This window comes from Providencia sp. wls1922, from assembly GCF_009706505.1.
Lineage (GTDB): Bacteria > Pseudomonadota > Gammaproteobacteria > Enterobacterales > Enterobacteriaceae > Providencia > Providencia lanzhouensis.
The window spans coordinates 25453-49938 of the sequence record NZ_WLUG01000117.1 but is presented as its reverse complement, the minus strand read 5'-3'; the positions used below and the strand labels follow the sequence as shown (position 1 = coordinate 49938).

24 protein-coding genes and 1 tRNA gene are annotated in these 24486 nt (G+C 42.0%); 13 read left to right on the top strand and 12 right to left on the bottom strand.

Annotated elements, in window-relative coordinates; genetic code table 11:
• Positions 1-72: 72 nt before the first annotated feature.
• Positions 73-405 carry a DMT family transporter gene (locus GKR71_RS18805; protein ID WP_108478060.1) on the top strand — a complete coding sequence of 111 codons (333 nt, stop codon included), beginning with the start codon at positions 73-75 and terminating at the stop codon, positions 403-405.
• Between the two features lie 56 nt (positions 406-461).
• Positions 462-767 carry a DUF333 domain-containing protein gene (locus GKR71_RS18800; protein ID WP_036954891.1) on the top strand — a complete coding sequence of 102 codons (306 nt, stop codon included), beginning with the start codon at positions 462-464 and terminating at the stop codon, positions 765-767.
• Positions 768-831: 64 nt separating this feature from the next.
• Here the strand turns inward: GKR71_RS18800 and dsbB are convergent, their stop codons facing one another.
• Entirely contained in the window at positions 832-1347 is a 516-nt protein-coding gene (gene dsbB, locus GKR71_RS18795; RefSeq protein ID WP_036954894.1) for a disulfide bond formation protein DsbB, read from the bottom strand.
• 327 nt (positions 1348-1674) lie between these two features.
• Positions 1675-3225 carry a sodium/proton antiporter NhaB gene (nhaB, locus tag GKR71_RS18790; RefSeq protein WP_036956457.1) on the bottom strand — a complete coding sequence of 517 codons (1551 nt, stop codon included), beginning with the start codon at positions 3223-3225 and terminating at the stop codon, positions 1675-1677.
• Between the two features lie 220 nt (positions 3226-3445).
• Between nhaB and fadR the strand changes: the two genes are divergently transcribed.
• Positions 3446-4162, top strand: coding sequence for a fatty acid metabolism transcriptional regulator FadR (gene fadR, locus GKR71_RS18785; RefSeq protein WP_036956460.1), 717 nt, complete (start codon positions 3446-3448; stop codon positions 4160-4162).
• Positions 4163-4236: 74 nt separating this feature from the next.
• On the opposite strand, the gene GKR71_RS18780 is transcribed toward fadR, so the two are convergent.
• On the bottom strand, positions 4237-4593 hold the full coding sequence (locus GKR71_RS18780; protein WP_154634683.1) for a hypothetical protein: 357 nt from the start codon (positions 4591-4593) through the stop codon (positions 4237-4239).
• 406 nt (positions 4594-4999) lie between these two features.
• On the opposite strand from GKR71_RS18780, the gene GKR71_RS18775 reads away from it, so the two are divergent.
• From GKR71_RS18775 to GKR71_RS18765, 3 genes are all read left to right on the top strand, one after another.
• Positions 5000-6301 carry a D-amino acid dehydrogenase gene (locus tag GKR71_RS18775; RefSeq protein WP_154599218.1) on the top strand — a complete coding sequence of 434 codons (1302 nt, stop codon included), beginning with the start codon at positions 5000-5002 and terminating at the stop codon, positions 6299-6301.
• 36 nt (positions 6302-6337) lie between these two features.
• Positions 6338-7402, top strand: a complete 1065-nt coding sequence (gene alr, locus GKR71_RS18770; RefSeq protein ID WP_036956467.1) for an alanine racemase — start codon at positions 6338-6340, stop codon at positions 7400-7402.
• A 170-nt stretch (positions 7403-7572) separates the two neighbouring features.
• Entirely contained in the window at positions 7573-8325 is a 753-nt protein-coding gene (locus tag GKR71_RS18765) for a MipA/OmpV family protein (protein WP_036956469.1), read from the top strand.
• Between the two features lie 102 nt (positions 8326-8427).
• Here the strand turns inward: GKR71_RS18765 and GKR71_RS18760 are convergent, their stop codons facing one another.
• A complete protein-coding gene (locus tag GKR71_RS18760; protein ID WP_036956471.1) occupies positions 8428-9321 on the bottom strand; it encodes a D-hexose-6-phosphate mutarotase in 894 nt (297 codons plus the stop codon).
• Between the two features lie 247 nt (positions 9322-9568).
• Positions 9569-10564 (bottom strand): glyceraldehyde-3-phosphate dehydrogenase, encoded by a 996-nt coding sequence (gene gapA / locus GKR71_RS18755; RefSeq protein WP_006658762.1) that lies wholly within the window; start codon positions 10562-10564, stop codon positions 9569-9571.
• 356 nt (positions 10565-10920) lie between these two features.
• On the opposite strand from gapA, the gene msrB reads away from it, so the two are divergent.
• Both msrB and GKR71_RS18745 read left to right on the top strand, forming a co-directional pair.
• Complete coding sequence (gene msrB, locus GKR71_RS18750) at positions 10921-11334, top strand: peptide-methionine (R)-S-oxide reductase MsrB (RefSeq protein WP_036956472.1); 414 nt, start codon at positions 10921-10923, stop codon at positions 11332-11334.
• 147 nt (positions 11335-11481) lie between these two features.
• On the top strand, positions 11482-11772 hold the full coding sequence (locus GKR71_RS18745; protein ID WP_187129838.1) for a YeaC family protein: 291 nt from the start codon (positions 11482-11484) through the stop codon (positions 11770-11772).
• A 70-nt stretch (positions 11773-11842) separates the two neighbouring features.
• On the opposite strand, the gene pncA is transcribed toward GKR71_RS18745, so the two are convergent.
• From pncA to sppA, 3 genes are all read right to left on the bottom strand, one after another.
• Positions 11843-12463, bottom strand: coding sequence for a bifunctional nicotinamidase/pyrazinamidase (pncA, locus tag GKR71_RS18740; RefSeq protein WP_108478065.1), 621 nt, complete (start codon positions 12461-12463; stop codon positions 11843-11845).
• A 23-nt stretch (positions 12464-12486) separates the two neighbouring features.
• A complete protein-coding gene (gene ansA / locus GKR71_RS18735) occupies positions 12487-13506 on the bottom strand; it encodes an asparaginase (RefSeq protein WP_036956478.1) in 1020 nt (339 codons plus the stop codon).
• Between the two features lie 228 nt (positions 13507-13734).
• The gene (gene sppA, locus GKR71_RS18730; RefSeq protein ID WP_036956479.1) at positions 13735-15588 is read right to left on the bottom strand and encodes a signal peptide peptidase SppA; all 1854 of its coding nucleotides are present in this window, start codon (positions 15586-15588) and stop codon (positions 13735-13737) included.
• 262 nt (positions 15589-15850) lie between these two features.
• Between sppA and GKR71_RS18725 the strand changes: the two genes are divergently transcribed.
• From GKR71_RS18725 to GKR71_RS18715, 3 genes are read left to right on the top strand one after another with little or no spacing between them, the layout of a single operon-like run.
• Positions 15851-16402, top strand: coding sequence for an NAD(P)H nitroreductase (locus GKR71_RS18725; RefSeq protein ID WP_036956481.1), 552 nt, complete (start codon positions 15851-15853; stop codon positions 16400-16402).
• Between the two features lie 30 nt (positions 16403-16432).
• On the top strand, positions 16433-17476 hold the full coding sequence (selD, locus tag GKR71_RS18720) for a selenide, water dikinase SelD (protein WP_036956484.1): 1044 nt from the start codon (positions 16433-16435) through the stop codon (positions 17474-17476).
• Positions 17477-17479: 3 nt separating this feature from the next.
• Positions 17480-19420 (top strand): DNA topoisomerase III, encoded by a 1941-nt coding sequence (locus GKR71_RS18715; protein WP_036956485.1) that lies wholly within the window; start codon positions 17480-17482, stop codon positions 19418-19420.
• A 109-nt stretch (positions 19421-19529) separates the two neighbouring features.
• Here GKR71_RS18715 and xthA read toward each other — a convergent pair whose 3' ends face one another.
• Positions 19530-20342, bottom strand: coding sequence for an exodeoxyribonuclease III (gene xthA / locus GKR71_RS18710; protein WP_036956487.1), 813 nt, complete (start codon positions 20340-20342; stop codon positions 19530-19532).
• 455 nt (positions 20343-20797) lie between these two features.
• On the opposite strand from xthA, the gene GKR71_RS18705 reads away from it, so the two are divergent.
• Entirely contained in the window at positions 20798-21673 is an 876-nt protein-coding gene (locus GKR71_RS18705) for a LysR family transcriptional regulator (protein WP_036956489.1), read from the top strand.
• 1 nt (position 21674) lies between these two features.
• Here the strand turns inward: GKR71_RS18705 and GKR71_RS18700 are convergent.
• The 3 genes from GKR71_RS18700 to GKR71_RS18690 form a co-directional block, all read right to left on the bottom strand.
• Positions 21675-21759, bottom strand: a tRNA-Tyr gene (locus GKR71_RS18700).
• Positions 21760-21918: 159 nt separating this feature from the next.
• Positions 21919-22767, bottom strand: coding sequence for a formyltetrahydrofolate deformylase (gene purU, locus GKR71_RS18695; protein ID WP_036956491.1), 849 nt, complete (start codon positions 22765-22767; stop codon positions 21919-21921).
• A gap of 89 nt (positions 22768-22856) precedes the next feature.
• Positions 22857-23336 (bottom strand): YchJ family protein, encoded by a 480-nt coding sequence (locus GKR71_RS18690; protein ID WP_108478069.1) that lies wholly within the window; start codon positions 23334-23336, stop codon positions 22857-22859.
• A 117-nt stretch (positions 23337-23453) separates the two neighbouring features.
• On the opposite strand from GKR71_RS18690, the gene rssB reads away from it, so the two are divergent.
• Complete coding sequence (gene rssB / locus GKR71_RS18685) at positions 23454-24470, top strand: two-component system response regulator RssB (protein ID WP_154599224.1); 1017 nt, start codon at positions 23454-23456, stop codon at positions 24468-24470.
• Positions 24471-24486: the final 16 nt, after the last annotated feature.

Below are 24486 nucleotides of genomic sequence, written 5' to 3'. Positions count from 1 at the left end.
GGTTAGTGCGGTGCTTTTTTGTGTGTTAAATTTCTGCCAAATTTTAGGCTAAAAAATAGAGAAAGGTGAACGATGAAAGGATTGAGCTTCTTATTAATGTCCATTATTGCGGAAGTGATTGCGACTACAACATTAAAAGCATCAGATGGTTTTAGCCGTTTTTGGCCCTCTTTAGTGGTTATTATTGGTTATGCAGTCTCTTTCTGGGGGCTTTCCCAAGTCGTGAAGGTGATGCCACTGGGGATTGCGTATGCTATTTGGTCAGGATTGGGAATTGTGTTGGTTTCTGTGGCGGCTATCTATATTTATAACCAAAAACTCGATTTACCCGCAATTATTGGTATGCTATTAATTATCATTGGTGTATTAGTCATCAACCTGTTTTCTAAAAGTGGTACCCATTAATGAGATTCAAAACATAGTGGGACTCAAAACAGCGCTGATACTATCGGAGAAAGAGAATGAAAAGGAAAGGTCAGGCGCTGTTAAAAACAGTCGTGGCAATGGGTTCAGCTACCGTATTATCCATTTTACTTTCAGCGTGCAGTAGCCCTGATAACAGTAAAATGACAAGAGCAGAAACGTCCGGTTCTCAATATGCTCAGCAAGTGGTGAATTTAGGTCCCGGTGCTCAAGAGGCATGTACTTCTGCTGGTGGGCTGCCTTCACTGAATTTAGAACTCAATGGTGAAAAGACCCCAGTTTGCCAATTTGCAAATGGGCGTCGTTGTGCCGTTTCGGCAATCCGTAGCGGGGCGTGTATCTAAGTATTTTTGTGAGCTAATGATTTGAATCGCCCATCAAGCACAGTTGATGGGCGAAAAAGAAAGGCTATTTTTTGCTTGGGAAGAAGAGGCTGATCGCAACGATGATGCCAACTAAGATGTAAGCTGCAAAAATACCGACTAACCACTGCGGCATGTCTAACCCTAAGAATGCCCACTGTCTAACCGCACAATCACCTGTCGCTTCAAACACAGAAGGTACCCATTCTTGAAGTGGTAACCAGTCTGGGAAATTAACAAAGAAATCACACGATGCAAACGGAGATGGGTATAGTTGCAGCATGGTATGTTCCCATGAAAGGTCTAATCCACGCCAACCCGCATACAGCCAAACCACAATCGCAATCACTTTAACGACGGTGCTTTTCGGTGCAATCGCTCCGATTAAACCGGCCGCAATAATTCCCATCAATGCAACGCGTTCATAGATACACATTACACAAGGTTGCAGTTTCATAATATGTTGGAAATACAGAGCGGCACATTCAAGCATAAAAGCAGTGAATGCCATAAGTAGCCAGGCTGACCGTCCTTGAGAACAGTAATTAAAAAATCTGAACATAATAAATTCCCTTCATCAATAATCGGCTTATTTTGCCTCTATCTGGGTGATAAAAAAAGCAGCAAAATCAGATTAGAATAAGATTAGCTTAGTTTTTACGTTTTATTACAAAAAAAAGCCGCATAAATATGCGGCTCAGACCATTTCCAAGCCCATCAGGTTTGGAAGTGGCTCTTTTGGGTTGTAATATTAACGAGGAAAATCAATTTATTGATTTTCGCCTGATAACACAAAGAGGGAAAAACCACGCTTTTATCCCTCTTTGTCATCAACCTCAGCCGCATAAATATGCGGCTTTAAATCCAGAATCTGAACAATCAATATTGATCAACGTGGAATAGAAATTAACCCTAAGCTTTCCATCCAATCAGTTAATGGGATAAGCCATAGCTCAACACCTAACAGACCGACGATTGTCATTACAACCGTAAATGGTAATGCCATCCACACCATTCGACCGTAAGACAGACGAATCAGCGGAGACAGTGCTGAGGTTAACAGGAACAAGAAGGCGGCTTGTCCATTTGGCGTTGCAACCGACGGTAAGTTTGTTCCGGTGTTAATGGCGACCGCTAAGTGCTGATATTGCTCGGCTGAAATTAAGCCTGCGTTAGCGGCTTTCAATGCTTCAGTAATATACACGGTACCGACAAACACGTTATCTGATACCGCAGAGAGCAACCCGTTAAACAGATAGAATAGGGACAGTTGCGATGATTCAGAGGATTGCAGTACATACTGAATAAATGGCGTAAATAGCTGCTGATCAATGATCACGGCGACAACGCTGAAAAAGACCGTCAGTAGGGCAGTAAACGGCAAGGCTTCTTCAAAGGCTTTCCCGAGTGCGTGTTCCTCAGTGATCCCACAGAATGTCGTGGCAAGAATGATTACGGACAGACCAATCAGACCCACTTCGGCAAGGTGAAATGCCAGCGCGAGAATTAGCCAAATACCGATAAGGCCTTGAACGATAAGCTGTGCTTGCTCTTTTTTACTGCGTTTAGCACTCATTTTTTTATCGTGTTCGGTTAATACTTGGCGCACGGTATCGGGCAATTCAGCCCCGTACCCAAATACTTTGAACTTCTCAACGAGGAAGCAGACTACCAGCCCACATAAGAAAACGGGGATAGTGACAGGCGCCATCCGCAGATAGAAGGTAATAAAATCCCACTCAACATGTTTTGCGATGATCAGGTTTTGTGGTTCACCCACCATGGTCATTACGCCGCCAAGGGCAGTACCGATACCCGCATGCATCATTAGGCTACGTAAGAACGCACGGAACTGTTCCAGCGTCTGCTTTTTCTCAACCGTATCAATGAAGGAATCATTTTGTAGATCCGTATTGCTAGGTTGGCTAGATGCATATTGATGGTAAATAGAGTAGAAACCAATAGAAACGCTAATGACCACAGCAATGACGGTTAAAGCATCTAAAAAAGCGGATAAAAACGCACTTGCTAAGCAAAATGACAACGCTAAAATTCGTTTAGAACGGACGTTTATTAACAGCTTCGTAAACACAAATAACAGAAGTTGCTTCATAAAGTAGATGCCAGCTACCATAAAGATCAGTAACAGAACTACTTCAAGGTTATTACTGATTTCATGAGAAATCTGTGCAGGAGAAGTCATACCAATTAGCACAGCTTCAATGGCTAATAGACCACCAGGTTGTAATGGGTAGCATTTTAGTGCCATCGCCAAGGTGAAAATAAATTCAATGACGAGTAACCAACCGGCGATAAACGGGTTAACAAAGTAGAAAACAATTGGGTTTATTATTAAGAACAAAATGATAGCAAGTTTGTACCAATCTGGAGAATTTCCCAAAAAATTCTTCAAGAATGCTCTTCTTAAACTAAAATCCATTATGATTTTTAATCCTCTTTAACTGGTGTTGTGTGACAGCGCGTTACATACTACTCTTATCTTTTATAGAATTTAAGCTTATTTGCTAATAGATAATCCATTAATTATATGGGGTTTTTACGATTCACCTACGGTTTATTGGAAAGCTAACTATCTCAGATTGTGACAATCTGGTATGCTTTCGCGTAGTCCGTCTAAAAATGTTTGGAATAATAAAAATATGGTTATTAAAGCTCAAAGTCCGGCAGGTTTTGCGGAAGAGTATATTATTGAGAGTATTTGGAACAATCGTTTTCCTCCAGGATCTATCTTACCCGCGGAGCGTGAGCTATCTGAATTAATCGGCGTAACCCGTACGACATTACGTGAAGTTTTACAGCGTTTAGCCCGTGACGGGTGGTTAACTATTCAACATGGTAAGCCAACCAAGGTCAATAACTACTGGGAAACGTCAGGATTAAATATTCTGGAAACGCTGGCAAAGCTTGATCACGACCGCGTGCCTCAGCTAATTGATAACTTATTGGCAGTACGTACTAATATCGCTGCTATTTTTATTCGTACAGCATTTCGTAATGATCCGGAAGCCTCATTAGAAGTGTTATCGGGTAAAGATAAGGTTGAAGACAATTCGGATGCATTTAGCGATTTGGATTACAATATTTTCCGTGGTCTGGCATTTGCATCAGGCAACCCAATCTACGGCTTAATTATTAATGGATTACGAGGGTTATACACCCGTGTTGGGCGTTATTATTTCTCTAACCCTGAAGCGCGTCGTTTAGCGTTAAGCTTTTATCAACAGCTAAGCAATTTATGTCGCGAGCAAGCTTATGACCGTATTATGGATTGCGTCAGAAACTATGGTAAAGATAGCGGGGTAATCTGGCACAATATGCAAAGCAATATGCCATCTGATCTCGCAAATAATATTTAATTCATTACTTCTTTTCCGATAAGAGCCAGTGCTTAGCGCTGGCTTTTTTATTGCTATTAGTCATATTCCAAATATTAATTTAGTAAGCAAGTGCAGGAGTCATCTATCGTAACGATGTTGTAATGATCGATTTCTTTGTTTGATAATTCTTTAACCACCCTATCTATAAAATTATCATCTGACAAATTTATAGAGTCATCATTTATTAGACAGTGGAAACCTACTTTTAATCTACTTGTGGTTGCTGGTAATGCATAAATTGGACATTCAGGTATGCGGGTTGTGCTAAAACAGACATTGTCTCCATCTATCTCAATACGTATTTTTCCTACAGGGTCACAAAGCACTGCTGCAAAACTCATATGAGCGAATAAAAACAAAATAGCACCTATCCCCATTAATCGTCCTACAGAAAAGATCTTTCTCATCATGTTGCTACCCCCTTTAATTAACTTTTTGAATTTATGTTGGATAGGAATATCAATCACTACAGATATTTCAGTTGAATAACCTAGAGAATTATAACTTTTCAGTATTAAGTGAAGTGACCATGAAGTTAATTAAATTGGCACATAATATATTGCACTCAAATTAAAGCACAAAATATTGAATTTTATTTTTTTTTGGAAGTGGTCTTTAAATTAATTGTATCCAATTCAATTGGATATATTTTTTCGAGGATTTTTAACCTGAAATAATAAGCTGCATTGCAAATTTAAAAGGCGCTTAATCAGCTTTATTGTCTTTTTTGTTAAAAATGTTAATCAACTGTATTGGAAAATAAAAACTAGAATATTATGCTAACAGTAATTCCATTTTGTTCTCTTGAGGGGTTCTATGAAAGTTCTCGTTTTAGGTGCTGGCGTTATTGGTGTTACCACTGCGTGGTATCTAGCACAAGAAGGGCATGAAGTTTGCGTCATTGATAGACAGCTTGATGTGGCTGAAGAAACCAGTGCAGGAAATGCTGGACAAATTTCTCCAGGATATGCAACCCCTTGGGGGGCGCCGGGGATACCTCTTAAAGCCGTAAAATGGATGTTTGAAAAACATGCTCCTTTAGCGATCAAACCCGACGGTAGCCTGTTCCAATTGCGTTGGATGTGGCAAATGCTGAAAAACTGCGACATGCAGCACTACACCATGAACAAAAGCCGTATGGTGCGAATCGCAGAATATAGTCGTGATTGTATACGCCAACTTAGAGCAGATACTGGTATTGGCTATGAAGGTCGCCAAGGCGGTACGTTACAGTTGTTTAGAACCGCAAAACAGTTTGATAATGCTGCCAATGATATTGCGGTTTTACAGCAAGAAGGTGTGCCATACGAATTACTGACCTCAGAACAGCTCATTACGGCTGAGCCTGCATTGGCTTTTGTAAAACATAAGCTGACAGGGGGGCTACGCTTACCAAACGATGAAACGGGGGATTGCCAGCAATTTACTAAAAAACTGGCAAAAATGGCGGAGCAAGCCGGGGTAACATTCCGTTTTGGTTGTCATGTGGAGCAAATTTTAACGGATGGTAAGCGCATTAGCGGCATTAAGGTCGACGGCGAGATTTTGCTGGCGGATCAATATGTCGTTGCCATGGGGTCATATTCCACACAGATATTGCAGCAATTGGTGAAAATTCCGGTTTACCCTCTGAAAGGTTACTCATTGACGATGCCAATCATCGATGAATCACGCGCCCCTGTTTCTACAGTGTTGGATGAAACTTACAAAATTGCAGTGACACGCTTTGATCAGCGTATTCGCGTCGGGGGAATGGCGGAAGTGGTTGGTTTTAATCTTGATGTACTGAAAAAACGTTGTGAAACCCTGAAAATGGTAGTGCAAGACCTTTACCAAGGTGGTGGCGATATTAGCCAAGCGCAATTTTGGACAGGATTGCGTCCAATGACACCAGATGGCACCCCTATTGTCGGACCGACAGAATTTAGCAATTTATATTTGAATACGGGACATGGAACCTTAGGTTGGACAATGGCTTGCGGCTCTGGCAAATTGTTGGCTGACTTAATTTCAGGGAATACGCCAGACATCGCGGCGGATGATTTATCGGTATTTAGGTATACCGATGGTTTTAATACGAAATTAGTCAGTACTGGTCATTTATCGCCTGCGCGTTAATTGAGCGACGCAAAATATCAATAATAAGGAATCGCAATGCCACGCCCAATTCGTGCTGTCATTCATCAACATAATTTAGAGCATAATTTAGCAGTGATCCGCCAGAAAATTGGTCAAGCGAAGATCTGGTCAGTCATGAAAGCAGATGGTTATGGTCATGGTATTAAACGAATTTGGCGTGGACTAAAAGATTCTGATGGTTTTGCCGTTTTAGATCTCCATGAAGCCATTTTATTGCGAAATGAAGGGTGGAAGGGACCAATTTTATTATTGGAAGGTTTCTTCCAAGCCGATGATTTGGCCGTTATTGACCAGTATCAGTTAACAACCAGCGTACACAGTCGCTGGCAGTTAGCTGCCATTGAGCAAGCTCCACTAAGCAAACCTATTTCTGTGTATATTAAGCTCAATAGTGGAATGAATCGCCTAGGTTTTTCGGTAGATGAGTATGCGGATATTGTGTCTCAACTGAACCAAATGGAAAATGTCGCTGATGTGACACTAATGAGCCATTTTGCAAATTCAGATTTGGTAGAAGGAACACAAGTGCCGTTAGCGAAAATCCAGCAATTTTCACCGTTATCACTGCCGACTTGCATTGCAAATTCGGGTGCAGTTTTATGGCATAAAAATACTCATTATGATTGGGTTCGTGCTGGGATTGTGCTGTATGGTGCGTCTCCGAGTGGCAAATGGGGCGATATTGCTGAATATGGTTTAAAAGCGGTGATGACGTTACAATCTGAAATTATTGCAGTCCATGATATTGAAGCAGGTCAATCCATTGGTTACGGTAGCAGGTTTACGTCAGGAAAACCGATGCGTATCGCGACGGTCGCTTGTGGTTATGCTGATGGCTATCCTCGTCATGCGCCAACTGGAACGCCAGTTTGGTGTCACGGACAGCGTTGTGCGTTGTTAGGTGCTGTTTCTATGGATATGCTAACGATCGATATTAGTGACTGTCCTGAAGCGGCTATTGGCTCTCAAGTAGAGTTGTGGGGCGAGAACTTACCTGTTGATGATGTGGCACAGTCGGCGGGCACAATCGGTTACGAATTATTATGTGCGCTAGCACGTCGAGTACCTATTGATTTTTAATAAAAAAGCATCTCGATTCATTCACTTGGCATAGATTCTTTGTTGAGAAAGATAGACAATTAAGGGAATTTAGCTTTAAATGTGAACCATCTCATTAACGTGGGTGAAATTTCCCACGTTATTCATTGTTTATTGTTAACTTCATCTGAATAATTTGGGTTTAATTTAAAATGTCTAAAACAATCAAAATAACCTCACTTGCCATTGCGTTAAGTGCGGCTTCAAGTGCTGCGTTTGCTGGAACTTGGTCTGTTGGAGGCTCTGTATTAGCGCAAGCAACACCGTATAAAGGCATCAAAACGAGCGACTATATTTCGCCTGTTCCCGTTGTAAATTATGAAAGTGAAAATTTTTACTTCCGTACTTTGGCTGTAGGTTATTACCTATGGAATGATAAAGTTGACCAGTTGTCTTTAGATGCATACTACTACCCACATTTCTTTAAACCAAAAGATAATGATGATGCTGACATGCGTAAGCTGGATCGTCGTCGCGATACTGTGATGGGTGGCTTTACTTACCGTCATAATGCTGACTGGGGTACATTGCGTTTCAATGGCTCTCTCGACATGTTATGGGAAAGCGAAGGGATGCGTGCAGAAGCAGCTTACCTGTATGCATTTAAAGGTGATAACTGGTCTTTAACGCCAGGTGTAGGTATCAAGTGGGATAGCGCGAAACTGAACCGTTATGAGTTCGGTGTGACATCCAAAGAATCTGCCAACAGCGGATTAAAGCGTTATGAACCAAACTCAAGCTGGACACCGTATGTGGAGCTGTCAGCTAATTACAAAATGACAGACAGCTGGTCTCTGTTTGCACTGGGCCGTGTTGATAAACTGTCTAGTGAAGTAAAAGACAGCCCAATGGTCAATAAATCTTATTCGGCGATTATGTGGAGCGGTGTGACTTACACCTTCTAATTCATACACTGGAATAGAATAAAAAACCCCAAAATGGCTAGGCTGTTTTGGGGTTATATTTTTGCATTTATTCTTACACTTATTTTACGTTTGGTTTTATGTTTATTGTTCTTGCTGTGGCTGCGGTTTATTTTCGCGGCATACCATCACGAGAGAAAGGCGAGAAGGGTTTTGCGCTTCGGATTTCATTGGCATATGAATGCGAGCTGTTTCTACACAAACCATCTGTTTGTAACCATTATTAGGCATATCCTGCATGCTACACGATAATTCTGCCCAAGGGTTCCAGCACACCACATCACTGTGATGATAATGATGTAACTCAATGGTGCGATTCCAGCCATCATCACGCAATAAGCTGTATTCTTCCGGCTCGGTATATATGCGGTCAGTGTGCTTATTAAATTTCAGCGGCTCTGAAATATAGGCTTCTCTGTCAGCCACTTTATCAATGTAATGTCCACCAAGACCATAAACGGTGGCTTTCTGGATATCACTGATATTGAAATAGCTGTGTAATGCAGCGGTAGCCTCGAAGTCACCATAACTTTCTAACTCAAGCTCGCAGGTTTCCCCGAGCTTCATACGTAAAATCAGCGTGAACTCATGAGGCCATAATTTGCGGGTGTATTCGTTGTCCGTCAGGGTAAAGGTGAGGATCACACCACAATCATGCTCATTATGAGCCGTAAATTGCCAAGGTAAAATACGGGCGAATCCGTGACTAGGGCTGTTTACAGGACCAAACCATGGCCAGCAAATAGGAATACCACCACGAATGGCAACCCCTTCTTTAAATGCACTTTCGGGACTTAGCCAAAGACAGGGTTTTTGACCTGCGGGTTGCCAGTCAATTAAGTGGGCACCTTGCAAGCTCACGGCACCACGCACTTTTGGATGCGAAATGACGATCAGTGGTAAATCCCCAAGTTGACGTTGGGTAATGTAAGGGGAAATTTGTTTGATAACAGGTAAAGCAAAAATTTTATCATGCATTGTCTTGCGCCTGTGGTTGTTGGTCCATCATCACGACCTAAATCAGCGACTATAAATAGAGCAGCGCCTATAAATAGGGCAGTAACTAGAAATAACAATATAACAAACTCACGATACTGCAAGCGGCATTGAATGAAGCGGGGGACGCAGCTTGGAGTATATTGAGCTGGGCTTTAATTTTGAATGTATGAAAGATACAAAAGAGCCGCCAAAAGGCGGCTCAGTCACACTGATTACTTAACAACGCTTATTTAGAGATGTGAGCGATCAGGTCTAGAACTTTGTTAGAGTAGCCAGTTTCGTTGTCATACCAAGAAACCAGTTTCACAAAGTTATCGTTCAGAGCGATACCTGCTTTAGCATCAAATACTGAAGTCAGTTTTTCGCCGTTGAAATCGGTAGATACAACGTCGTCTTCAGTGTAACCCAGAACGCCTTTCAGTTCGCCTTCTGCAGCTTCTTTAATAGCGTCGCAGATTTGTGCGTAAGTTGCTGGTTTCGCCAGACGTGCAGTCAGGTCAACAACAGAAACGTTAGGAGTTGGAACACGGAAAGACATACCAGTCAGTTTACCGTTCAGCTCAGGAATAACTTTACCTACAGCTTTAGCAGCACCAGTTGAAGATGGGATGATGTTCTGAGAAGCACCACGACCACCACGCCAGTCTTTGTGAGATGGACCATCAACAGTTTTTTGAGTTGCTGTGGTTGCGTGAACAGTGGTCATCAGACCTTCAACGATACCAAATTTGTCGTTGATAACTTTAGCCAGTGGAGCTAAGCAGTTAGTTGTGCAAGATGCGTTAGAAACGATTTCTTGGCCTGCGTAAGCTTTGTGGTTAACGCCCATAACGAACATTGGAGTGTCATCTTTAGAAGGACCAGTTAACACAACTTTCTTCGCGCCTGCTTGGATGTGTTTACGAGCAGTCTCGTCAGTCAGGAAGATACCTGTTGCTTCAGCAACAACATCAACACCGACTTCGTTCCATTTCAGGTTCGCAGGATCTTTCTCTGCTGTAACACGGATTTTTTTACCGTTAACAACTAAGTGACCATCTTTAACTTCAACAGTACCGTTGAAACGACCGTGAGTTGAGTCGTATTTCAACATGTATGCCATGTACTCTGCATCGAGTAGGTCGTTGATAGCAACGATTTCGATGTCAGAACGCTCTTGTGCAGCACGGAAAACGATACGGCCGATACGACCAAAACCATTAATACCTACTTTGATAGTCATAGTATTTCCACCAGCTATTTTATTTCGTGAATTAAGATGTACTTAAAGTTACCAAAACCTTGCCAGCCGTCAAGCGGAATCGTGTCAATTATTGAAAAAAATCAATTCTGATACCACTATCTGCATATTTGTCAGTCACTTCAGCAGCAAATACAGCCGCACGTATTATCGGGATTGTTCAGCATAATGAAACCATCCATCAGTGATATATGTGAGGCTCATCACAAATCAAACCGTAAAGTTCTAACCTTAATAGTCTAGAATAGTTTTTAACTGAGCGTTGTTAAGTTTTTGTTGCTTGAAATGGATGCAAAATCGCTTTAATGCGCATCTTTTTGAAAAAAAGTAGGTAATCAATGTCGAATAAAGATAAGCAAGCTATTGATTTATCAAAGCTTAACCAAGTCCAGCTGCATGTTACACAACACGCTGGCACAGAGCCCCCGTTTAGCGGCCAATTATTGCATAACCGTAAAGATGGCGTGTATGAATGCCTCTGTTGTGGAACCCCTTTATTCCTTTCTGAGACCAAATTTGATGCAGGCTGCGGATGGCCGAGTTTCTTTCAACCGATTGATGAAAGTTTGATAAAATTTATCGAAGATTTTTCTCACGGTATGCATCGAATAGAAGTGCGTTGTGGTAATTGCAATGCGCATCTTGGGCATGTATTTCCTGATGGCCCACAACCAACAGGACAGCGTTACTGCATAAATTCAGCATCGCTAAGTTTTACGGATGACCAAACGGGTGAAAAGACCCTAGGATAACGTGCTGAAGCTTGCTGAAGTGTCAAAATACATTTGGCAATAACGATTCAGCTAGTTATTCAAAATACACTATAGATATAACACCGCAAGAATAATTATCGAGATTGCCACTAGATTGATGTGATGAGGCGTAACGTGAGCGTAGAAATGGATGCACAACAAATAGATCAATTACTGTCTGTCATGACCCCTGAAATTTACCAGCGTTTAGTGACTGCAGTGGAGTTAGGTAAATGGCCAGATGGTGTGGCATTAACGCCAGAGCAGAAAGAAAATACTTTGCAGATGGTGATGCTATGGCAGTCACGCCATAACCATGATGCGGAACACATGACGGTCGGTACTGACGGTCAAATTACCATGAAGAGCAAGCAAGAGTTAAAAGCGCTTTTCCAAGGGGATAGACTTGCGACATTGAAACCGCAGGATAACGACTAAGTCAGTATATCGCCCCGTCAGCTAACGGGGCGAATTTCAAACCTATATCATGGCTAGTTACTACAGCATTCTAGCGGGATGATGTGATTAGACTAGCCCCCGCACTCTGCATTTCCGCTAAAGCCTTCTGGCTATCTTCAGGGGCTAAATTAACGCCACGGCACCCATCCGTTAGCACATCAACACGATAGCCCAGCCTCAGTGCGTCCAGTACAGTAAACTTCACACAATAGTCCGTCGCAATGCCCATAATCATTAAATGGCTGATTTGTTGTTGCTGAAGCCATGTATGCAGCTCTGTTTGACTGACTCTGTCATTATCAAAAAAGGCACTGTAGCTATCGACTTGCGGATTTTCACCTTTAGTAAATACCTTTTGAATAGCTTGGTGATTAAGCTCTGGATGAAAATCAGCGCCATGGGAGCCTTGCACGCAGTGAACTGGCCACCAAACCTGTGGCAATCCATTAAGTTCACCAAGGGCACCAATAGGCTGGCCAGAGTTCACGGCAAAACTGAGATGGTTTTCTGGATGCCAATCTTGGCTGGCGATCACAGTGATACCCTGTTTTTGGCATTGCTCAATAACTTGGTTAGCGGTTTCAATAACCTGTTCGCTTTGTTTTACAGCGAGAGCACCACCAGTACAAAAATCATTTTGTAAGTCTACTAACAGTAATGCTGATTTCATCTTTCTTCTCAGTAGGTTATAGCTTATTCATCAGCGTAGCTTAATTCACCACGCAGGTTATTTTGCATTAATTCTCGAATAAGCTCAGAGGTATAATCTTGGCTTAGTAAGTAATGTAATTTACTCAATGCGGCTTCAAAAGTCATATCAAAACCACTGATCACTCCAGATTCTGCTAATGCATGTCCTGTGGCGTAACCTTCCATATTTACACGCCCAGAAATACATTGGGTGAGGTTGACGACAATAATGCCGCGAGAAGTTGCTTCACGAAGGATGCGTAAAAGCTCGGGTTGCTGAGGAGCATTACCGACACCGTAAGAGCGCAAGATTAGCGCTTTAACCGGCTGTTGAAGAATATTTCTTACGATTTCAATGGATAATCCAGGGTAGAGCGTGACAACTCCAATAGGTTGCGGGGTAATGCGATGAGTTTTTAATTCCCCAATGCCAATCGGTGCAGGGCAGGCATTGAATGTACGGATATGAATACCGGCTTCCATCAGTGGAGAGCAGTTTGGCGAAGTGAACGCTTCGAAACCATCAGCATGCGCTTTTACTGTGCGGTTACCGCGATACAGTTTGTTATTGAAGAATAATCCCACTTCGTTGATCGGGTAGTTTGCCGCTAAATAAAGCGCATTAAGCAGGTTGGTTTGCCCGTCGGAACGTAGGGCTTCCAGTGGTATTTGTGACCCTGTCACAATAATGGGCTTCTTCAAGTTTTCAAACATAAAGGAGAGCGCAGAAGCGGTAAATGCCATGGTATCAGTGCCATGTAGGATCACAAAACCATCATATTTATCGTAATTTTCACTGATGTCATCGGCGATATTTTGCCAATCTTCCGGTGTAATGTCCGAAGAGTCGATTAATGGCTGGTGTTCACGAATCGTAAATGTTGGCATTTCAGGGCGATGAAACTCAGGCATTTGGGCTAATTGTGCCTGTAGGTGACCAGAAACAGGAATATAGCCTTGAGGAGAATGGCGCATGCCGATGGTGCCACCCGTATAAACGACATAAATCGATTTCTTCTGCATTTTGTTACCTAACGATGACAGACGAAGTTCTGTATGAATAAGAAATTCTGTGTGTGAATAATTTGGATTATAAGGATTTTGGCTTATTTGCTGGAGATAATCTATGGATAAAACAAGATATTGCAGATTGTTGTGATGGAAACTTCAGTTTACGCCAGCGTCATTCACCGCGAATGGCAGCCCCTCTAAGATTAACTTGAGAGGGGAGCCATGGGTGGAAATGAATAATTAGTTAATTTCAGCGCAGTTTAAGCAAAATGCGTAACGGTTTTGCGGGTCGTTCATTTTTAAGAAAAACTGAGCTTGGCGGCGAATATCAGTAGCGACCGCTGGTGGTAGGAATGTTTGCAATGCATCAGGCATCATGACTTGAACGTTGCTTGTCAGTTCAAGGATCAACTGATCCATAAAGGAAAGTTCAGGTTGCATCCAATCCAGCTCGACAGATTTTACTTTCGCTAATTCAGCGGCTTTTGCAACGGCATCATCGAAATCACCGAGTTCATCAACTAGACCAATCTTCAGCGCATCCTTACCAATCCAAACGCGACCTTGGGCAATTTTATCGATTTCTTCTGGTGTTTTATGGCGAGATTGAGCGACTAAGCCAATAAAGGTTTGGTAGCCATTTTCGATGGTGATTTGCATCATATCGGAAAATTGAGGACTGATCCCCTTAGTGACAGAAACGCCCGCTAATGGTGAAGTCGAAACACCGTCAGTATAAACGCCAATGGATTCTAATGAGTTTTCAAAGGTATTGATCACACCGAAGATACCGATAGAACCTGTTAAGGTGCTTGGGCTTGCAATGATGTAGTCAGCTGGTGTTGAGATCCAGTAACCGCCTGATGCGGCCATACCACCCATTGATACGACGACAGGTTTCTTCGCTGCGCGGGCTGCGGCTAATTCACTGCGGATCAAGTCAGAAGCGCTGACACTTCCACCAGGGCTATTAACACGTAATACGATGGCTTTAATATTTTCATTTAAACGGGCATCACGGATTTGAGCTGCTAGGGTTTCGCCACCAGCAATACCGGGAGTTTGCGGACCATCCATGATGGCACCTTGTACTACGATGACTGCAATATTGCCGTCGCTGTTGCTGGTATCGGCAATTTTAGTGGAGTAATCATAGATGCTAATGCCATTGAATGTTTTATCTTCTTTATTCCAACCAAACTGATTAGAGAACACATTTTCGGCTTGTTCGCGGGTGTAGATCTTATCCACTAATTTTTGCTGTAAAGCATATTGCGCAGTATCACCTTTGGCTGCGCGAAGTTGTGCAATGAGTTTATCCGCTCCCGGGAAGATTTGCTCTGCTTTAGATTGGCGATTTTCTGCGATAGAGCCTAAATAGTTATCCCACAAGGTATTTAACCAAAGCAGGTTAGCTTCACGGGCTTCAGGTGACATATTATCACGCATCATCGGTTCAACCGCAGATTTGTAGGTACCAACGCGGAAAATATGGGTGCTTACCTTGAGTTTTTCTAATAAGGATTTGTAATACAGGGTATCCGTTGAGAAACCGTAAATACCCACGGCGCCATGCGGTGCAAGATAAATTTCATCTGCAAAGCTCGCTAAATAATATTGAGCTTGTGTATAGCTATCGCCCATGGCATAGACTGATTTCCCAGAGGCTTTAAACTCTTCAATCGCTTTACCGATGTATGCCATGGAGGGTTGATCTGCGCCCACCAGATTATCTAAACGTAGTATTAGACCTGTAATGCGGTCATCGTCAGCGGCGGTACGAATGGTATCGACGATATCGAATAGCGAGTTTTCCTGCATTAAGTTATTGGAGGTACCTAGTAATTCGCGACTCATACGTCCGAAAGGATCTGGGGAAGAGACTTGGTCAACAACAATCCCTTGTAGATCAACAACCAGTGCACCAAAATAGTTTTTTTCTGGCTCGCTGTCGGATTGCAAGAGAGAATAACCGCCAATCACTAAAAATAACAACACGAAGAAAATTGCGTTGAAAACAAATTGTCGAATGAAATTAATGACTCGCCAGCTAAACTTAAAAACAGTGGCGAAAATATCCCAGAGTTGTCGCATTTTTTCTCCAGTGTGAGGATATCAATCAAGATGGCGGCATAAGATGACGCGCGAATGATTTAGAATATCATCTATTTGACAGATGATTAATAGATAGATTAATCAATAGATTTAATCCTATACAGTATCAAACGATGACAGATACCAAATAATGTAATACAGGATTATTCATAACAAAACCATTGTGGGCGTTGTACAATAGCCTGATGGTATTTCTATTTTGCTGAGCACTACATCAGCTTACTCTTAATCGGAGATCAATATGGATGCATTAACCCTTTTGTTGAACCGTCGTTCAGCTTCACGCTTAACCACTCCAGCGCCACAAGGCGAACAACTCGATAACATTCTTACCGCAGGAATGAGAGCGCCAGACCACGGAGCATTAAAGCCATGGCACTTTGTTGTCATGCAAGGAGATGGTATCGCTCGCTTCAGCCAACTGCTTGAAAAAGCAGCGGTAGAAGGCAAGTTAGGCGCGGAAGTTGAAGAAAAAGCGCGTAATGCACCATTTCGTGCGCCACTCATCATTACTGTGATTGCGAAAGTGAAAGATCATCCTAAAGTGCCACAGTGGGAACAAATTGTTGCTGCAAGCTGCACCGTACAAGCTATGCAAATGGCCGCTTTAGCACAAGGTTTTGGCGGTATTTGGCGTTCAGGTTCATGGACGGAAGACGCTATTGTACGTGAAGGTTTAGGTTGTGAAGAAAATGACCATATCGTCGGTTTCCTTTATTTAGGTACACCAGAATTAAAAGCGCCTGCAAAAGCTCAACAACCTGATATGACAGGTTTTGTGTCCTATTTCTAAATAGAAAGAGCATTTCTAAAGAGACAGATAATGACAGAAAAAATTAGATTGACCCAATATAGCCATGGTGCTGGCTGCGGATGCAAAATCGCACCAAAAGTATTAGAGCAAATTTTACATACAGAACAAGCTAAATTTCATGATCCTCATTTATTAGTGGGAAATGAAACCAAAGATGATGCCGCAGTTTATGATTTAGGCAATGGTATCGGCATTATCAGTACCACTGACTTCTTTATGCCTATCGTGGATAACCCATTTGAATTCGGGCGTATTGCTGCAACGAACGCCATCAGCGATATTTTTGCGATGGGCGGTAAGCCGATTATGGCAATTGCGATCCTAGGCTGGCCGATTGCAAAATTACCACCAGAAGTGGCTCGCGAAGTGATTGAAGGTGGGCGTGCTGCTTGTGCGGATGCCGGAATTTCACTGGCAGGCGGCCACTCCATTGATTCACCAGAGCCTATCTTTGGTTTAGCGGTGACAGGGGTCGTAAACACAGATTACGTGAAGAAAAACAGTGCAGCGAGCGCAGATTGCGAACTGTTCCTAACCAAACCGCTGGGTATTGGTGTGCTGACCACGGCTGAGAAAAAAGGCGTGTTAGCAGCAGAACATGCGCACCTTGCTGCTGAAACTATGTGCCAAATGAATAAGTTCGGCGCGGTTGTCGCTCCTCTAGAAGGTGTAACGGCAATGACGGACGTAACGGGCTTTGGTCTCCTGGGACATTTAAGTGAGATCTGCGAAGGTTCTGGTGTTCGTGCTCAGATCGCCTTTAGTAAAGTACCAAAACTTGCTGGTGTGGAAAAATATATTGAAGCAGGCTGCGTACCGGGTGGAACTCAACGCAACTTTGATAGCTACGGTCACTTAATTGGACCAATGAGCGACCTACAACGCAAATTGTTGTGTGATCCACAAACGTCAGGCGGGCTTCTAATCGCGATTAAACCATCGGAAGTGGCTAAAATTAAAGAGATTGCACAGCAGCAAGGTGTTTTGTTACAGTCTGTCGGTACCTTATTACCTGCACAAAGCGGTGTGCCTTTAATTGAAGTGATCGATTAATCTATGCGTTTGTTTATTGCGGAAAAGCCTAGTCTTGCACGGGCCATTGCGGATGTACTGCCAAAACCTCACCGTAAAGGGGATGGTTTTATTCAATGTGGCGATGACCAGATGGTCACGTGGTGCATTGGGCATCTTTTAGAACAGGCTGAACCGGATGCTTATGATCCGCGTTATGCCCGTTGGAACTTGCAAGATTTACCAATCATTCCTGAGAAATGGCAATTGAAGCCCCGTTCCGCAGTAACCAAACAATTAAACACTATCGACACGCTCCTTAAACAAGCCAGCGTCGTTGTCCACGCAGGAGACCCCGATAGAGAGGGGCAACTTCTGGTGGATGAGGTGCTGGATTACTTCAAGCTTGATCCCGAAAAACGTAAAAGCGTGAAGCGCTGTTTAATTAACGACTTGAACCCTCAAGCTGTTGAGCGAGCGATTGATCGTTTACGTGAAAACCGTGAATTTATTCCGTTATGTGTTTCTGCATTAGCCCGCGCTCGTGCAGATTGGCTATATGGAATCAACATGACCCGCGCCTATACCTTATTAGGGCAGCGGGGCGGTTACCAAGGGGTTCTCTCTGTTGGGCGCGTACAAACTCCCGTATTGGGGTTGGTAGTTAGGCGCGACGAAGAGATAGAACACTTTGTACCAAAAGACTTTTTTGAAGTTAAAGCGCATATTGTCACACCAAAGGATGAGCGCTTTGTGGCAATTTGGCAGCCAAGTGAATCTTGCATTGATTTTCAAGATGAAGAAGGGCGTTTAATTCATCGTCCATTGGCGGAACATGTACTTTCTCGCATCGAAGGCAAACCGGCGATTGTCACGCAATACCAAGATAAGCAGGAAACTGAGATTGCACCACTGCCATTCTCGTTATCCGCTTTGCAGATTGAAGCCGCCAAAAAATATGGTTTAAGTGCCCAAGAGGTGCTGGATATTTGCCAGAAACTGTATGAAACCCATAAGCTTATCACTTATCCGCGTTCGGATAGCCGGTATTTGCCGGACGAGCATTTTGCCGGGCGTCATGCGGTATTAAATGCGATTGCAGTACACCAACCCGCATTAACTGAATTTGAATTACCCGAACTGGATAAGAAAAATCGGTGTTGGGATGATAAAAAAGTGGATGCTCACCATGCCATCATTCCGACCGCTAAAACAGCCTCCGTGCGTTTAACTGAAAATGAAAGCAATGTTTACCAGTTGATTGCTCGTCAGTACATTATTCAATTTATGGCGGATGCGGTTTACCGCAAATGCACTATCGATTTAGACATTGAAAACGGCAAGTTTAATGCCAAAGCGCGTTTTCTTGCGGAAGCAGGATGGCGAGTCGTGTTAGGCGGGAAAGAGCGTGACGCGGAAAACGACGGCATGCCATTGCCTATCGTGAAAAAAGGCGATGAGCTTTTATGTGAAAAAGGGGAAGTGGTCGAACGGCAAACTCAGCCACCTCGCCCATTCACCGATGCAACGCTGCTGTCTGCGATGACGGGGATCGCCCGTTTTGTGCAGGATAAAGCATTAAAAAAAGTATTGCGTGAAACGGATGGTTTAGGGACTGAAGCGACGCGAGCGGGGATTATTGATTTACTGTTTAAGCGTCAATTTCTGTTTAAAAAAGGGCGCTATATTCACGCCTCCCCCGCTGGGCGAGCGCTGATCCACGTTTTACCCGATATGGCGACCTTGCCCGATATGACGGCTCACTGGGAGTCAAGGTTAACGCAGATCAGCGAAAAACAGACGCGTTACGATGATTTTATGCAGCCGTTGAGCCAGACGTTAATCAACTTAATTCAGCAAGCTCGTCAATACACAAACTTGCGCGCATTTCGTGAATTGCCACCTGTTGCCAATAATAAAGGGGCAAAGAAGGGCACGAAAAAAGCGAGTGCGAGTAAAGGGAAAAAATCATCACCGTCAGAATAGGTGCAGTGGATTTCTAAACTTGAGCGCGCTAAGCAGTAATTTGGGTAGGAAGGATATCTAGGGGAAAGCATAGGGCATATGATTATGCCCTATAAAGAGAGACTCAGGATTACTTCGTCAGGTCGAACTCAGCCCAAACAGGTGCGTGGTCAGACGGTTTTTCCATACCACGGATGTCGTAATCAATACCCGTTGCGCTACAACGGCTGGCGAGTTTCTTAGAGGCCAGCAGAAGGTCAATGCGCAGACCGCGATTATCGTCAAAGCCTTTGGAGCGGTAATCGAACCATGAATAGCAATCGGTGGTATCTGGATGCTGCTCACGGTAAGTATCAACAAGCCCCCAGCTCAGTAGTTTATCTAGCCATTCACGTTCTTCAGGTAAGAATGAGCATTTTCCGGTTTTCAACCAACGCTTACGGTTAACTTCACCAATACCGATGTCTAAATCGGTATGGCTGATGTTCATGTCACCCATAATCAGCAATTGGGAATCCGTGGTTTGCGTTGATGTTACGTAATCTTGCAGATCACGATAGAATTTTTCTTTTGCTGGGAATTTGGTTGGGTGGTCACGGCTTTCTCCTTGAGGGAAGTAACCATTGACGACTGTCAGAATCCCTTCGCTGGTTTGAATATCAGCCATGATGATGCGGCGCTGAGCTTCATCATCATCAGTTGGAAAGCCTTTTCTAACGGCTAGTGGTTCATTTTTCAGGAGTAATGCTACGCCATAGTGGGCTTTTTGACCGTGAAAATAAACATGGTAGCCTAATTTACTGACTTCCTCATAAGGGAACATATCATCGTGGACTTTTGTTTCTTGTAGCCCAATGACTTCAGGTTGGTGCTTCTCAATAATCGCTTCCAGTTGATGAGGACGTGCTCTTAGGCCATTAATGTTGAACGAAATAAATTTCATGGTTACTTATCACCCATTGCTTTGAATATGACTGAGGGGATTCTATCAGATGCTAACAATAGTGTAACTATTAAATATTTTTTGTTTATATAATTGCGGATAATTTATTAGGGAACTTTAATTTTTAATAATAATATATCTATAGCTGTTAATTAAAAAATGTTTGTTAGTTTTATAATCAACTACTGAAAAGTTCATTTAAAGTCAGTTGGTTATTTATATTTTAATGTGATTTAATGGTGGGGCAATAAAAAATAATCAAATGAAACAATATAATATATTGCTTTGCTATGTTGGAAATTATAAAAATACTTTTATGAAATATTGTTAATCATCAAATCAAAAAATTTATTTAAATTTTTATTTGATGCGGAAGATTATGGGTTAATCAACATGCTGTTATTTAAAATAATCATGTTGGTTTACATTTCAATAAATAGAATGGGGTCATAGATATGTTCTTTTCAAGAAAATTAGAGGCGTTTATGGCAGTTGTTGAGAATGGCTCGCTAAGCAAGGCTGCAAGGGTGATGAATCGCACGACACCCCCCATCGCAAAATCCATAAAAGACTTTGAAACGAGTTTGGGTAAACGGCTTTTTAAACGAGAAAAATTTGGAATGACATTAACTAAGGATGGCCAAGAACTTTATAACGATCTTAGAGATCTCTACTTGCAGGAGAAAGAAATAACGAAAAAACATTTTTCTGGTTATATTGTCAATGAAGCTAATATTTATTATGACTGGGGGAAAGAAAATCATCTAATTAATTTATATCAAGCAGCACATAAGAATAATGTACAGGTTAATATATTAAGATTTAACTATGATGAGGTAGATGAAATTGTCGATTATGATGGAAATACTTTAATTTTAAGTTCTGAATTAGTCATCAGTGAAAGGTTTTCATTACAAAAAAAAATAGAGAATGCGCCTTTAGGTATTTATTGCAGAAAAGAGTTATACGAGAAATTTAATCATGATGTTGTCGTCTTACTACAACAAAGTACTTGGCTATGCGATCCCTCATTTTATAAAAGCTCACTGATGAGTGACTTGCTGGCTAAAGTTGAAACCGCAGAGAATAAATCCAGCATACGACAGATGGATAATATTGGGTGTTGTCAGAGTTTCATTCAAGACGGTGATTTTATCGGGATTATTGACTATTATCCTGAGGATGAGCTGATCGATAGATCGCTGATCTATGTTTCATTAAATGGACTTTTGGATAAAAGTAACTGTTACATTTATAAATCAAAATCACATTCAAGTGTATTGAATCGATTTATTGGGGTAGTTGACAAACTTGGAAAAGACGTTGCTTAGATGGTGGTGGGAGAAGGATTCGAACCTTCGAAGTCTGTGACGGCAGATTTACAGTCTGCTCCCTTTGGCCGCTTGGGTATCCCACCAGATTTTGAATTGCTGTAATCGTTCACAGCGGGCGGCATCATATCAAATGACGCGCCCCTGTAAAGTATTAATTGAAAAAAAATGTCTGAATGCTGATTTTTTAATCTCAATGCGTGATAAATCAACAAATTACTACAATTAATAACCGATACGCTCTGTTATAAAATAATGGTTCGATTGCCATAAACAAAGACGCGCTGTGCCAATACCCAATATAAAGCATGGCTCAGTACGTTCTTTTCAACGTCGCGGCCTGCACGCATCATATCATCCGCAGTAAATGTATGGTCCACATTGATAACGTTTTGCGTGATGATTGGACCTTCATCCAAATTATCATTCACAAAGTGAGCGGTTGCTCCAATGATCTTAACGCCACGCTCATAAGCTTGGTGATAAGGACGTGCGCCTATGAATGCCGGTAAGAATGAGTGGTGAATATTAATAATTTGATTAGGGTAGTGCTGAACAAAAGCAGGGGTCAACACCCGCATATATTTAGCAAGGACAACATAGTCAGGCTGATATTGATCAATCTGGGCCGTGAGTTTCTCATCGTGCTGTTCGCGCGTTAAACCTTCATGGCTAATATGATGGAATGGAATACCAAACTGCTCTACAAGGTTTTTCAAGGTGTCGTGGTTGCCGATAACGGCAGCAATATCGACATCTAATCCATCGTAAGCGCTCTTCATCAGAAGATCACCAAGGCAGTGCGCCTCTTTTGTGACCATAATAACAATGCGGCGACGTCCTGCAGAGTTTAATTCACGCTTAGAGCCTTCTGGTAATGCATCATCTAAATCTGCCAGTAAGGTTTCATCGTTAAAAATCCCTTCCAGTTCCGTTCTCATGAAGAAACGACCAGTACGGTGATCAACAAACTCATTATTTTGGATAATGTTCAGCTGGTGTTTGTAGCAAATATTGGTGATTTTAGCGATCAATCCTTTTGCATCAGGACAAATGGTTCTGAGAATTTTTTTCTGTACATTTTTGTGTTGCATGGAACTGTCTAATCCTTAACTGACTAAAGCCTAATAATTTAGGCTAATCGTAATTTATGCAATGAATATACGAATTGATAAACAGAGAATTAATAACTATCGCAGCACTTCTTAAATTTTTTTCCTGAGCCGCATGGGCAATCATCGTTGCGCCCAACTTTTGGTGTTATTCCGTCAATGTAATACCACTGTGCATCAATGCGAAGAAAACGGGAACGTTCGTGAATAAGCTGTTTATGATCAGCTTTTTCATCAATAAAGCAAGCCGAAAATTCGACATAAGCTTCGTCAGGATTTTTAGCATGAGAAGAACTAATGACTCGCAGTCCCAGCCATTCAGTTTGTTCAAAACTATCTAAGATAGCTTCTCGCCACTCTTGTGCTTGGCAATCTGGGTGCCATGTTTTGATGAGGTAATCTACATTGTGATGGACATACGCGCTATATCGTGAGCGCATTAATTGCTCTGGCGTTTCAGCAATAACCAGCCCAAGCAACAGCGGAGAGCAGCATTGGTCAAACGGCAAAGGATGACCGCAACTACAATTATTTTTTAAAGATTGGCTCATTCTTTTCTCGATAAAATAACTATACTTAAAAAATATAGTCGTTAATGATTTTATAATATGACTATTGGCGTCAGAATATATTACTTATGAAACCAGGGTTGTCGTGGTAGGTATGATATGAAAAATAGAAAAATACTCATAGTTGAAGATGAAAAAATTTTTTGTACTATTCTTCGTGAATACCTCGAAAGTTTAGAAACAGAAGTCTACATCGCTGACAACGGCGCGCTTGCACTTGAGCTGATCACGCAACAAAAGGTGATTCCCGATGTCATTCTTTGTGATCTCAACATGCCCATCATGAATGGTGAATCATTTATGGCGGAGCTGGTGGAGCGTAATATTAATGTACCTGTGATTGTTATTTCAGCAACTACGGACTTCACGCAATTAGATAGAATGTTTCGTCTTGGTGCGAAAGATGCTTTGTTAAAGCCAATAAAAAATCTTGATGAAGTGAAAGTGACGATTCATGCGGCACTGTATCCAGAGCAATATGACTCTGAAACACTCATTGAAAATGAAATCCAGAATATTTCGAACATTTTGAATAATGACAAGTTGGATATGTTAGCCATCTTGAAACAATTACAGCCTCCAGTCGCGCAGGTTATAAATGGCTATAAGATAAACTATAGACAATTAAATGAAGCGAATCGTTTTGGGTTGCTGTTGGATATCGCGGCAATATCTGAGGAGCAAATCGGATTTTATTGCATTGATATAGAACGCTCTCCACAAGAAGGGGTGATGGCGGCGTTTTTAATTCGTGTTGTGTTTAATGACCTCTTAAAAAGTGCGGTGAACAACCGAGATAAAAAATTACCTCAAATTGATAACATTATTAATCAAATAAATCACTTACTGGAAGATTCTGGCTTTTCAGGTCAGTTTCCATTGTTACTTGGTTACTTTAATACCAAATCTAAAAATGTGATTTTGGCGAGTGCAGGACTGGAAGCCAATATTACGACGGAGCAGCATCATTACCATCTCGCGCGAAATGTCCCGCTAGGTACGCTAAAAACATACCATTCAAATCGATTAGACTTTCAAGGTGAGAGTTGGAAGTGTCTTATTCATAATTCGAATCAAAAAATCAAGTTAATGTTTAATCTCTATGCTCAGAAATAATGCACTTATTTAATGG